The organism is Alicyclobacillus fastidiosus (genome assembly GCF_026651875.1).
Classification (GTDB): Bacteria; Bacillota; Bacilli; order Alicyclobacillales; family Alicyclobacillaceae; genus Alicyclobacillus; species Alicyclobacillus fastidiosus.
This window is the reverse complement of sequence record NZ_CP104067.1, coordinates 407,970-420,587: the sequence shown is the minus strand read 5'-3', so window position 1 is coordinate 420,587 and position 12,618 is coordinate 407,970. Positions and strand designations below refer to the sequence as shown.

At 55.5% G+C, this 12,618-nt stretch carries 12 protein-coding genes; 2 read left to right on the top strand and 10 right to left on the bottom strand.

Annotated elements, in window-relative coordinates; translation table 11 throughout:
• Positions 1 to 207: 207 nt before the first annotated feature.
• The 7 genes from glmS to NZD89_RS01985 all read right to left on the bottom strand — a co-directional run bounded on the left by glmS (position 208) and on the right by NZD89_RS01985 (position 8,375).
• Positions 208 to 2,037 carry a glutamine--fructose-6-phosphate transaminase (isomerizing) gene (gene glmS / locus NZD89_RS02015; protein ID WP_268006192.1) on the bottom strand — a complete coding sequence of 610 codons (1,830 nt, stop codon included), beginning with the start codon at positions 2,035 to 2,037 and terminating at the stop codon, positions 208 to 210.
• A 338-nt stretch (positions 2,038 to 2,375) separates the two neighbouring features.
• Entirely contained in the window at positions 2,376 to 3,716 is a 1,341-nt protein-coding gene (glmM, locus tag NZD89_RS02010; RefSeq protein ID WP_268006191.1) for a phosphoglucosamine mutase, read from the bottom strand.
• A 75-nt stretch (positions 3,717 to 3,791) separates the two neighbouring features.
• Entirely contained in the window at positions 3,792 to 5,018 is a 1,227-nt protein-coding gene (locus NZD89_RS02005) for a CdaR family protein (protein ID WP_268006190.1), read from the bottom strand.
• Entirely contained in the window at positions 5,019 to 5,837 is an 819-nt protein-coding gene (gene cdaA / locus NZD89_RS02000; RefSeq protein ID WP_268006189.1) for a diadenylate cyclase CdaA, read from the bottom strand. It lies immediately after the preceding gene.
• 84 nt (positions 5,838 to 5,921) lie between these two features.
• The gene (locus NZD89_RS01995) at positions 5,922 to 6,596 is read right to left on the bottom strand and encodes an SGNH/GDSL hydrolase family protein (RefSeq protein ID WP_268008369.1); all 675 of its coding nucleotides are present in this window, start codon (positions 6,594 to 6,596) and stop codon (positions 5,922 to 5,924) included.
• A gap of 185 nt (positions 6,597 to 6,781) precedes the next feature.
• Positions 6,782 to 7,681: an arginase gene (gene rocF, locus NZD89_RS01990; RefSeq protein WP_268006188.1), complete on the bottom strand. Its 900-nt coding sequence runs from the start codon at positions 7,679 to 7,681 to the stop codon at positions 6,782 to 6,784.
• Between the two features lie 25 nt (positions 7,682 to 7,706).
• The gene (locus NZD89_RS01985) at positions 7,707 to 8,375 is read right to left on the bottom strand and encodes a stage II sporulation protein M (RefSeq protein WP_268006187.1); all 669 of its coding nucleotides are present in this window, start codon (positions 8,373 to 8,375) and stop codon (positions 7,707 to 7,709) included.
• A 121-nt stretch (positions 8,376 to 8,496) separates the two neighbouring features.
• Between NZD89_RS01985 and pdaB the strand changes: the two genes are divergently transcribed.
• Both pdaB and gerD read left to right on the top strand, forming a co-directional pair.
• On the top strand, positions 8,497 to 9,189 hold the full coding sequence (gene pdaB / locus NZD89_RS01980) for a polysaccharide deacetylase family sporulation protein PdaB (RefSeq protein WP_431308748.1): 693 nt from the start codon (positions 8,497 to 8,499) through the stop codon (positions 9,187 to 9,189).
• 166 nt (positions 9,190 to 9,355) lie between these two features.
• Complete coding sequence (gene gerD / locus NZD89_RS01975; RefSeq protein ID WP_268006185.1) at positions 9,356 to 10,015, top strand: spore germination lipoprotein GerD; 660 nt, start codon at positions 9,356 to 9,358, stop codon at positions 10,013 to 10,015.
• 71 nt (positions 10,016 to 10,086) lie between these two features.
• Here gerD and salA read toward each other — a convergent pair whose 3' ends face one another.
• The 3 genes from salA to NZD89_RS01960 all read right to left on the bottom strand — a co-directional run bounded on the left by salA (position 10,087) and on the right by NZD89_RS01960 (position 12,573).
• Complete coding sequence (salA, locus tag NZD89_RS01970; protein ID WP_268006184.1) at positions 10,087 to 11,187, bottom strand: iron-sulfur carrier protein/transcriptional regulator SalA; 1,101 nt, start codon at positions 11,185 to 11,187, stop codon at positions 10,087 to 10,089.
• A 112-nt stretch (positions 11,188 to 11,299) separates the two neighbouring features.
• A complete protein-coding gene (locus tag NZD89_RS01965; protein ID WP_268006183.1) occupies positions 11,300 to 11,758 on the bottom strand; it encodes a hypothetical protein in 459 nt (152 codons plus the stop codon).
• Positions 11,759 to 11,781: 23 nt separating this feature from the next.
• Positions 11,782 to 12,573, bottom strand: coding sequence for an N-acetylmuramoyl-L-alanine amidase (locus NZD89_RS01960; RefSeq protein WP_284286042.1), 792 nt, complete (start codon positions 12,571 to 12,573; stop codon positions 11,782 to 11,784).
• Between the last annotated feature and the right edge of the window lie 45 nt (positions 12,574 to 12,618).

Genomic DNA, 12,618 nt, shown 5'->3' with positions numbered 1-12,618 from the left:
TTTTCGCGTCTTATCTCCTTCCGAACTTCACCCTGTCTTTTCCCCCGCCTTGCGCTCCCTTGCAACGCAAAAACGGGCGAATCCAGGCTTTTGACCCGAATCCACCCGTGCTGTAGGGAACAACTTATTTTACTCAGGGAAGAACTTATTTTGCTGGAGAAGAATTTGATTTTGCGAAGATAACAGTTTATGTCGAATCACGGCACATTACTCCACTGTTACGCTCTTCGCCAAGTTACGCGGCTTGTCGACGTCGTTTCCGCGTGCGACAGCGGCGTAATACGCCAGCAGTTGCAATGGAATCACCGCAAGGATTGGTGCCAGTGCGGGAAGCGTCTTGGGCAGGTAGATGACTTCGTCGACCGTCTTCTCGAGGTCTTCGTTGCCTACCCACGTCATGCCGAGCACGAATGCTCCACGAGCTTTCACTTCCACGATGTTGCTCACGGTTTTCTCGTACAACTCCGGTTGTGTCGCCAAGGCAATCACGGGCACACCGTCGGTGATCAGCGCGAGCGTACCGTGTTTCAGTTCGCCGGCCGCGTAGGCTTCTGCGTGGATATAGGAGATTTCCTTGAGCTTCAGTGCACCCTCCAGGGCGACCGAATAGTCGAGTCCACGACCAATAAAGAACGTATCAGTCGCCTCGACGTAACGCTGTGCGAAGCTCTCGAGTTGCGGAGCGGTGTCGAGAACTTGCTCCAACACCTGCGGCAGGTCATCGAGGGCGTGGATCATCTCGCTGGCGCTCGCATCGTCAATCGTCCCACGGACGTGCGCCAAACGAATGCCGAGCAAATAGAGTGCGGCCAACTGCGTCGTGTACGCCTTGGTGGAAGCGACTGCAATCTCTGGCCCTGCCCAGGTGATGATGACGTCGTCCGCCTCGCGAGCAGCGGAACTGCCAACTACATTGGTAATGGCGAGTACGCGACGGCCCTGCTTTTTCACCTCGCGAAGCGCGGCCAGCGTATCCGCGGTCTCACCCGATTGGCTGATGACGATGACCAGTGTATTCGGCGTGAACAGGGGCTTGCGGTAACGATACTCAGACGCAATCTCCACGTCGACCGGAACCCGCGCATACTCCTCGATGACAGCCTTACCGACCAAACCTGCGTGCCATGACGTACCACAAGCGACGATGTGGATGCGGTCCACGGCCTTCATGAAATCGTCGTCGAGATTGATCTCCCCGAGATTCACACTGCTAAAATCGTCTGCCACGCGGCCGCGCAGGGTGTTCCGAACGGCTTTGGGCTGCTCGTGAACCTCCTTCAGCATAAAGTGGGGATATCCACCACGCTCTGCCGAAACGGCGTCCCAGGTCACCTCGTAGACTTCCTTCTCAATCGGCTCACCGTCCATGGTAAAACACTCGACCCCCGCGGCCGTCAACACGGCCATCTCGCCATCTTCCATCACGTAGATGTCACGCGTGTACTCGAGGATGGCGGGAATGTCGGAAGCGACAAAGTTTTCCTGTTCACCAAGCCCGATGATCATTGGGCTGGCTTTGCGCATCGCAACGATCTGATCCGGATGGTCCTTCGCCAACACGACTAGTGCATAGGCGCCGCGAATGCGTTTCCCAACTGCGATCATAGTTTGAAAGAGGTCCCCGTTGTACAGTTCCTCAATTAGGTGAGCGACCACTTCCGTGTCCGTTTCGGAGCGGAATTGGTGTCCCGCGGCCATCAGTTCCTCGCGCAAGGACAAATAGTTCTCGACGATGCCGTTGTGCACAATGGCAAAACGACCGCTGCAGTCCTGGTGAGGGTGTGCATTTTCGTCCGAAGGTCTGCCGTGCGTAGCCCAGCGCGTATGGCCGATTGCGGCCTGACCGGTAATAGGCATAGACGTAAGCTTATCTTCCAGATTTGCAAGGCGGCCCACTGACTTCACGACCTTGATGTTCCCTTCGTCAATGGCTGCAATCCCCGCAGAGTCATAGCCTCGATACTCGAGCTTGGCTAATCCTCCGACAACGACATCCTTCACATTACGAGCACCAATATAACCGACAATGCCACACATAGATAAAAAGGTCTCCTCCTCGTCGATCTGCCCACTCTTGTACCGCCAGTCACCTGGAGGGTTTCGAGTTTCGCTTGCGGCGTGATCGAGAACGCCGGGAGGCACCCGCCGAATGGTTCGCCAACCTCCCCCGCGTCAACTGTCCTGCTAATCGTACCAAGACAGTCCAGGCGCTTTTGCTTCCCTCGTGTATCAGATTCACGAGGTATGCGACATTCTATTGCTCCTTGCCTAATTTGCGATTGTCTCCCAGGCATCCCCCCTTTAAAGCTCGGTCGGGCTACGACCACATCTCGCCCGACCAGTTAACCCTTTTGCCGACTCAGCTCGTCTTCACGTTACACGCCGAGCTCAGCCTGGACAACCTTCACAATATCTCCGACGACCTTGCGTAGCACTACCTCATCCGGCCCCTCGACCATCACCCGTACGAGCGACTCCGTTCCCGATTCGCGCACGAGCACGCGACCGTTGTCACCTAGTAGTGACTCGCCCTGCCTGAGCGCGGCCTGAATGGCTTCGTTGTGAACCCAAGCGTGTTTGTCGCTGACGCGCACGTTTTCTAGAATTTGCGGGTACCTCGTCATCACCTTGCGCAACTCAGACAACGGCTTGCCAGTCTTGACGAGCACTTGCACGAGTTGCAAGGCGGTCAAGATACCATCGCCTGTGGTCGTATGGTTCAGGAAGATAATGTGCCCCGATTGCTCCCCGCCGAGAACGGCCTTGTCTGAGCGCATACGCTCCATCACGTAGCGGTCCCCAACAGCGGTCTTCAGGACCTCGATGCCTTGCGACTCCATCGCCTTGATCAAGCCGAGATTGCTCATCACCGTGGCCACGACTTTGTTATCCGCGAGTTCGCCTGTTCGCTTTAACGATCCGGCGCAAATCGCCATGATAAAGTCTCCGTCGATCACCTGACCGGTCGAATCGACCGCGATCAGGCGGTCAGCGTCCCCATCGAACGACAGCCCCAGGTCCGCATCATTGGTCAACACCGCTTGCTGAACGACGTGTGGATGTGTCGAGCCACAGCCCACATTGATGTTCACTCCGTCTGGTTCGGCGTGGGTCACCGTGACCTTCGCCCCAAGGCGCCGGAACACTTCAGGCGCAATGGCCGAAGCTGCACCGTTCGCACAGTCGAGGACGATATGCAGTCCATCAAATCGCTCAGTCACCGTCGACATCAAGAAGCGGGTATAAGCCTCCTGCGCGGGCTCATTGTAAATCCGGCCGACTTCGTCTCCGGTCGGGCGCGGGAGCGACTCTTCCCCAGTCGCTAAGATATGCTCAATGCGGTCTTCTGTCTCGTCGAGCAGCTTAAAACCGTCACCACCAAAAAACTTGATGCCGTTATCCTCAACCGGGTTGTGGGAAGCAGAGATCATGACCCCTGCATCGGCCCGGAGATGCTTTGTCAAGTATGCCACGCCCGGTGTACTGATGACGCCCAGGCGAAGAACGTCTACGCCCATCGAAAGAATTCCGCTGATGAGGGCGGTCTCTAACATATCCCCGGAAATCCGAGTATCCTTACCAATCACAATGCGAGCACCACGATGCCGCGACGTGAGGACGTATGCTCCGACGCGACCCAGCCGAAATGCAAGCTCTGGGGTCAAGTCCGCATTGGCTACGCCACGCACACCATCTGTTCCAAACAATCTACCCAAAGTGAGACCCCTTTCTAAAGACCTGATCATTTTGCCACAGATTGACTTTAAAGAACAATAGAAATGACTGTTCGCTCACCCGTTTTGAACGACTTGCACGTTGACCGCCCGCTGTGACAGGTCCGCCACACTCACCCACTGTGGAACCTGCACCGCGACCGTTGCACTGGTGTCGCCCAATTTCAATTTCGACGCGTCGACGAACGCCTCCACGTCAGCTGCCGTCATTCCATTCACAATACTCTTCGGGCCAGTTACGGTCACATCGACGGTGGGATTGTCCGGTAGCGTGACTTTCGTCCCACTTGTTGCATTTCGGACACGAACTGGGACCTGGTTGAAGGTGACCGTACTGGATGGCTCAATCGTCACTGTAGCTGCCACCGAACTCGGCGTGATCTGCGTCATGCCCTGCATCAGTGGAATTGGGACGTCCAAAGTCGACGTCTTCGAAAGCCCAGACACGTCGACGGGGACGACCAAGCCCGTCTTGGGTAGAGACGACGAGGGTAAACCTGATTCACTCGCCTGTTCATTATCCAGATTTACGCCCGACACGGCGTAACCGGGCGCCGGTATCCCTGTCACTTTTGGGGCCAGGGTCACCTTTTGATCAGACGATTGAATCGGAACGTTGACGCTGATGCTCGTCGGCGAGATATCCACGTCCTGTACGGTATTGCCGTGACTGTCTACAGGTGTGAGATCGACAATCTTGGTGTCGGTCGACTTCATCCCGCTCACGTCGACCGTGCCGACGACCCGTGAGACAGATTGTACGGGCGCCTTCGCACCACTCACACTCACGGACTGCGTATTCAACACGAGTTGTCCCAGCGCGTACCCAGTCGCGGGAGTCCCATTGATTTCAATGTCGATAGGTTTTGCCTGACTCACTTTCTTTTCGAGCGCCACCGTCACCGTCGAAGGCTGAAGGGTATAGTTCTTGATGTCATTCGGCATATCGACGGCAGCGATGTGCAACACTTGCGTTCCTGACCCGAGGCCCTGCGCATTTGCCACAAGTTGCACCTTCAGCATTTCGGCCGGCAGTGAAGCCAAGTTGAGAATGCTCGTGGTCACATTGATGGTCGCCGTCGATTGACTCATCGACGACACGACCACGTCGTCGCCCACCTGGACGTGAATCGGCAGGTGGTATGCTTGGGTCACGCCCGTCGACTGTGACTGTGAGGACGACGTATTATCCTGCGGGGCGTGCACCCCGAGCCAGATAATACAGGCGAGGACGATGGCGAGAATCCGCAGGAACACATTGTTCCGAAGAAATCTGTCCATCATTTACGACTCCGCCTTTCTATGCCAAAACGGAAAGGAGTTTGAGCGCTTGGCCACCAGCAGATTGGTCAAGAGCGACTTCAAGCCCTGTTCGTCGAGGCCGCGGTGTAAGATGCCATCCACGCCGACCGACACCCGGCCCGTTTCCTCCGAAACGACCACGGCGATCCCGTCCGATTGCTCACTGATGCCAAGTGCTGCCCGGTGACGCGTGCCAAGTTGCTTGTCCAAACTGCGGTTTTCCGTCAGCGGCAGGAAACACCCTGCCGCGACGATCTGACTATTTCTCACGATCACGGCCCCGTCGTGCAACGGCGTGTTCGGTATGAACAAATTGATGAATAGCTCACTGCTTACATGGCCCTCAATCGAAGTGCCTGTCTCAATGTATTCTGACAAACCAGTTCTTCGCTCGACCACTATAAGCGCACCGATTTTGGTCTTCGAAAGCACCTGTGTCGCCTTGACGATCTCATTGACGGTCTGCTGATCTTCCTCGTGCCCTTGCTGATTCAACGAAAGCGACCAAAAACCACCCCTGCCAAGTTGTTCCAAGGCGCGTCGCAATTCAGGTTGAAACACGACCGGAATGGCGAACAAACCGATTTCGATGATTTTGCCCAGAAGCCAACTGGAGGCAGAGAGGTGCAACAATTGGCTGATCACCGATACGATCACGACAACGATGACGCCTTTGAGCAGTTGCACCGCCCGCGTGCCGCGGATGAGCAGCAGTAAAAAGTACAGGACAAATGCCACAAACAGAATGTCGATGACGTCTTTAAAGTTAAAATTTCGAAATACGACCAGCCATGCGTCCATGTCCATCCACCCAACCGGTAACTCGAACTAAAACCATCGTCCCTCATTGTTTCGCACAATGAAGGCCCGCGTCAAGTCTGACGGCTATGCGCGACGTCGTTGGCGCACGACTTTGCGCTTTTGACGGCTTGCTCTCGCCCTCTGCAACGTCCGAAAGAACCCTTGGCATAGCGCTTGGTGCCCCGCATCGGTAGGATGAATGGGGTTCTTGTAGAGTCGGATGTCGCGGAACTGACCGTTTTTATAGTGCTCCACGTAGTCTGCCTCACGTCCTCTGAAGATCCTCGAGGAATCGAATACATAGAGTTTGTGCCGAGCCGCCACCTTGCGAATCATATCGTTATACTCCTGTGTGATCCGCTCAGCTACATCAAAATTTGGAAACGGATTGTACAGCGTGGCGATGACGAACGTGTTGTAGGGACGGTTGGCATACTCCACGATTTGCTCAACTTCAACACGTGATTTCTCACAGACCTGCGCGATGCGTTCCGGCTTGCCCGAAAGTAGTGTGGTCGCCCCGCGAAGCAAGTCGTTGCCCCCGATCATCAGCGTCACAATCTCCGCTTCGTCATAGATGCACTTTGGAACTTCTGGCAGCGACTTATTCAACTGCCGCGAGGTCCACCCGGGCTTTGCGTGCACGTGCATACTCACCCGCATATTCCGTGCCAACTGCTTTCTGAGTCTCTCCGCGTAACTGAGTTCCGGTGAGGTCGCTCCATATCCATATGTAATGGAGTCTCCAAGCGCGAGCATGAGCACAAGCCACCCTCCCTAGTCGTGATCGTGATGCGATGTTCACGTCATAAACTATGGGCGAGGGCTTGCGCGCGTCACCACACCGGTCTAGAAACGAGAAAAGAGCCCATTTCCCTTAGGCACCGGCCACAGGGTGGGCTCATCTTTCCCTGATTCAGTTCGCATTTCACAAACTGCCCCGGTTAGAGCACCGTTTTTCCAAACAAGGACTCGACCAGTTCGACCGCCATGATGGCGGTGCGGTTATGCTCGTCGAGAATGGGGTTCACTTCTACCACGTCGACCGACACGAGCGAATCGGACGCCGCCAACATCTCCATCGCGAGGTGGCCTTCGCGGTAGGTTACGCCGCCGTACACAGGCGTACCGACGCCAGGTGCGAACATCGGGTCGAGGGAGTCGAGATCGAGACTCAGGTGGATACCATCCGTCCCGTTTGTCGCAATTTCGATGGCCTCCGTCATCACTTGCGCCATACCGCGTCGGTCAATTTCGGCCATCGTGTAACAGCGAACCCCCGCCTCGCGAATCAGCCGTGCCTCGTCTTCGTCGATCGAACGAATGCCGACGAGCACCACGTTCTCCGGCTTTACCTTCTGTTTGAGGTCGCCAATCGTGACGAGCTGGTCATGGCCGTATCCAAGGCTGACCGCGAGCGGCATGCCGTGAATGTTGCCAGACGGCGTGGTCTGTTCGGTGTTCATGTCGCCGTGCGCGTCAAACCAAATGACGCCGTAGTCGGTACTCGATTGCGCCATCCCGGCGAGACTGCCGATGGCGATGCTGTGGTCTCCGCCGAGGATGATGGGGAGGTGTCCCTCTCGAACGACCTGACTCACCATCCCGCACAAGTTTTTTGCTACCTCGGTCACCTCGTGCAGATATCTCAGCTTTGCATTCTGGTTTTGCTCCTTCATCTCCGGCGTCGGCACGTTGATGTTGCCGAGGTCTTCGACCTTGTAGCCGAGTCGTTCCAGCGCCGCGCTCAGCCCCGCGTAGCGAATGGCGCTTGGCCCCATATCCACCCCGCGCCGCCCTTGACCTAAGTCGGACGGCACGCCGATAATCCGTAGCTCTTTCACGCGAATCCTCTCCTCAATGACTCTGTCAGTTCAGTATCCCCCAGGTGATGAGGTGGGGGGTGATCGCAGATTCAATGATTGCTGCAATCACTAACATTCCCCAGATGACCGGAAGGCTACGCGCCGTGCGCAGGAGCGAATACCGCAACGGATGTGCGTCGCGAAAGCTCTCCCCCGTGTCTTTCCTATGACCATCCGCTAGTCGGGTCGAAGTGCCGCTTCGAACAGTGCGCCCGATGGCTCGAAACAAGGCCATTCCATTCCCGATTCCGAGGGCGGCCGCCCAGAGGATGGCGGTGAGTTCGAAGATGCCGTGCGGCAACAGTCCAAACACGATTGGTTTCCAAGCGGGAATCCCTTTGGCTTGGACCACGAGGCTGACCGCGTAGCCGCTCACCAACCCGTTCATCCACATCGAGTAGGCCGGAAAAATGCCGAAGGCCAGCCCAAAAATGGCCAATTCGGTCGCCGTGCCAGCATTGTGCAAAAGGAGCAATAAGAACTCGTGCGGCCATGGCAAGTGCGCTCCGTTGCGATCAATACTCTGGATCAGTTGTTTCAGCGTGGGGCCGATCTGTCGACTCACCCGGGTTGGGTTCAGCCAACCTACAAGAAATCCGGCGACTAGCAAGAACAGCCCGAATATAAAATAAACTCCAATTTCAAAACGACGTTGAGAGCCGACCTGTTTCAAAAGTCGTCTACCTCCTTTGCATACCTTGCTGTTTACGCGCAAACACTTTTCTCAGAACAAAGGAGGTCATAGAGAAATGTCGCGAATCAAACGCTCACTGCTATTTGCCCTGGTCACTGCGATGGTGACTGCCGGAAGTCTATTCGTGGCCGGCCCTTCTACCGCTCATGCGAAACCAGAGACACCAAAGGCCATATACAAGGTCGACACGGATAAAAAAGTCGTTGCACTCACGTTTGACATCTCATGGGGAAACAAGGTTCCAGAGCCTGTACTCGAAGTGTTAAAGAAAGAAAAGGTCACAAAGGCCACCTTCTTCCTAAGCGGCCCCTGGACGTTGCGACACCCAGAGATTGCTAAGCAAATAAAAAATATGGGCTTTGAAATTGGAAACCACGGAAATTTACACAAGGATTTCTCAAACTATCCAGACAGTTGGATTCGGGAACAGGTTTCCATCAGCGAAAAGTCCATCCATCAGGTCACAGGTGTCAAAACGAAGTTGATCCGCACACCCAATGGTGACTTTAATCCTCGCGTCATCCGCTGCCTCAACAACATGGGATACACGGTGATTCAGTGGAATACCGACTCTCTGGACTGGATGAACCCTGGCACGCAAAACATCGTTCAACGCGTGACCAAACGCGCAGTGCCTGGGGACATTATCTTGATGCACGCGAGTGACTCGTCAAAGCAAATTGTAGACGCCTTGCCACAGGTGATCACCCAATTGCGCACGGACGGGTACCAATTCGTAACGGTCTCCGAGTTGCTCTCAGGAGCCAAAGTATCCTCCACGACTGTGCGCTAAATCGTTCCGAACAACTTTCGTCGCGCCGCGGCTAGCCGCGGCTTCTTTTGTCGTTGATATCATATCGTACCGAAAGTCCCCAGACAAACCATCACTCACTTGGATAGAGTCTGCCACCTCATCACATACTGTCCATGACCAGAAGGACATCGGGGGAGGACTTAACGTGAATGGAAAACGTGCCATCATCTCCGTACTGTCCCTCACCGCCATCATCATCACCGGCTGCGGTATCTCGAACGCCAGTGCAGATGTGAGCGGTGCCGGAAACGCAGATTACGGCCAAACCAAACAAATGGTCATCGATATTCTCAACTCCAAGGATGGAAAACAAGCTTTGGTGGACACCTTGAAGGACCCTCAGTTTAAAAGTGACCTAGTGGTGTCCCCGCAGGAAGTGCAACAAGCGATTACCAAGTCGATTGAATCACCAAAGACGCAACAGTTCTTAACCGAGGGCGCAAAAGACCCGAAGTTCGCCGCTGCGTTGGCGAAAGCAGCCCAACCGGAACTGAAGACCACAGTTCAGCAGTTGATGAAGGAACCTGAATTCCAGAAGGACATGCTGGTCTTGTTAAAGTCCAATGAATTCAATTCCAATTTAGAAACGCTCATGAAGGGACCAGAATTTCGCAAGACGCTCCAAGGCCTTATTCTACAGTCTATGAGCTCGCCCGCGTTTCAAATGCAGTTTCAAAGTGCAGTTCAGAAGGCGGTTCAGCAGTCGATGCAGCAGGGCCAAGCCGGAACAGGCGGCAGCAGTGGGGGCCAAGGCGGCGGTGGCGGTGGTTCGTCTTCCGGGGGAGGAGGAGAAGGCAAGAGTTAACGAGGAAGGGGCTGATACAAGTCACACATGGCGACTTGTACAGCCCCTTTTGTATGTCGCACTAACACATGTCAACGCTGCGCTTGTCGTTCTTTCGCCTTTACACCAAGGCGTTCGCCAACGCGCTGTGCCAGTGTATTGTAGGTTTTACCTTGTAAGGAGGTCTCATCAAAGAGGGCATCCTTCTGTTTGTCGAGGTTGGCAATCGGAATCTCCACGAGCAATTCCGTATGCAGTTGTTCGGCCACCTGCTCCCCGCCGCCGCGACCGAAGATATAGGCGCGCTCCTCGGAGTGATCAAACTGGAAGTACGACATGTTTTCCACGACACCAATCACTTCGTGATTGGTACGAACGCCCATGAGCCCTGCGCGCACGGCGACGGCTGACGCGGCGGACTGCGGTGTTGTCACAATCAGCTGCTTGCTGTTCGGCAAGAGTGAATGCACGTCGAGCGCCATGTCCCCTGTCCCAGGCGGTAGGTCGAGAAGGACGACATCGACATCCCCCCAATGAACCTGGCCAAAGAAATTGCGAAGCATCTTGCCCAGCATGGGACCGCGCCAGACCACCGGAGTGTCCTTCGGCACGAAGAACTGCATCGAAATCAATTTCACGCCCTGGACTTCGATTGGCATGATCAATTCGTCGATGACGGTCGGCTTCTTGTCTTGCACCCCGAAGATGGCCGGAATACTAAAGCCGTAGATGTCCGCGTCAATAATTGCCACGCGGATCCCCTGCCGCGCCATCGCCACAGCCAAGTTGGCCGTTACAGTGGACTTGCCAACGCCGCCTTTACCGGACGCCACAGCGAGAAACTGCACTGGCCTGTCCGAGCGCAACAGCGCCGGCACTTCTGGCTGATCTGGTGCAGCCGGCGCATTGCCGCCACGCACTTTGGCAGTGAATGCCGCACGCTGCTCATCTGTCATATGGCCAATGTGGACTTGCACTTTTTCAATCCCAGGAAGTGTTAACAGCCGTTCTTCCACTTCCTTTTCGATGATGGTCCGTAGTGGACAACCGCGAATCGTGAGCAACACTTCCACGCTCACTTGGTCGCCTTCAATTTCAATCGCTTGAACCATGTCCAATTCGACAATACTTTTATGAACTTCGGGATCTTCAACGTCCCGTAACACGTCTAACACTTGTTCTTTTGTGACCACGCAATTTCCCTCCGCATGACCCAGACTCAACGTATAGTGTACATCAAGCGGAACCGGAAACCAAACTAGAACCTGGGCAAGTGGAAGCTCATTTAAGACACAGCCACGGGGACTAGCTTGCCGGTTCAAGGATTTCAAAGTGGGGGTTATCTTCGTTCATCCACGTGAGTCCCAAGCGAATGGGCGGAACCCGCGGTCCAACAAACCACATCGAGGCACCTGGTTTCAACGTAAACGGGGCATGCAGCAGTTCGTGGGCGCTGGCGGGCCACAGGGGGCCATGGCGCACGCCGACAAATAAGACGGGCAATAGCTCGCCACTAAACGAAGATAGGGTGACGTGGTGGAGTGTCATACCGGACGTATTGGTGACTTTGTACACGGGTTTCCCAAACCAATTCTCGCCGGTTGCATACAATGGGAGGTATTTGGTCAACGTCGTGGATGCAGGCGGCGTTTCCACAGGCCCGCTCCGCGCCTGAACCGACAGCGAGAACCAGAGGGCCCCGAACGCGACGACCGTCGAGGACAGCGCAGCCAGCCACACGCGTTGCCGCAATCGATTGAGCACTCAGTTCATCCCCCAACGTAAATTCAGTCTTCCGGGTCCTCCTCCGGGACTTTCCCTGAAGAAACCTCGTCGTAATAGCGGTGCAGGGCGACATACATCGCCAAGGCCACCTTTTCCTGGTAAGCGGGCCTTTGCAACCAGCTTGCCTCGTTCGGATTCGTAATAAACCCAATCTCGGCGAGCACCGAGGGCCCCTCAATGCGCTTGAGCAGGTAGAGCGTCTCGTTCGACTGAATGCTGCGTTTAGTCGGGAGCAGGGTGTCTTGAAAAGTCTGTTGCATGATCGTTGCAAGTTGTTTTGCATGATCGTTGTCTTTGAGATAAAGGACTTGTGCGCCGTGCCAATCTGGAGCGGGTGCCGCGTTACAGTGGATGGAGATGAACGCATCAATAGGCTGATTGCGCACGACACTTAATCGCCCGCGCAAGTCCCCGAGATGGCGTCGACGGTTGCGCCTGTCTTCGTCGGTGGACAGGTCCGTGTCCGTGAGCCGCGTTGTGACAACCGTAGCACCAGCCTCCTGCAGATAACTCGTCAACCGCTTGGCGACCGCCAGCGTGATCTCCTTCTCGTGGATGTTGTCAACGCCTCTAGCCCCCGAATCCCGGCCTCCATGCCCCGCGTCGATCACGATAACCTTCCCAGCCAATCCATAGGCCCTCAACGAGGCCTCCTTGGCGTTATACGTACGCCCGGCATCCGACAGTGATGCCGCGTGAGCGATAGAACCAGCGTCGTGCGAAGCACCACCGGCCGTCCACGCCGTCACCGCGAGCAGTGCGAGGCTACCACGAATCCACGAATACACCTTCATGATGACTTCTCCCTTCACGTGCAAACTAGATGATCACAGTGTGCG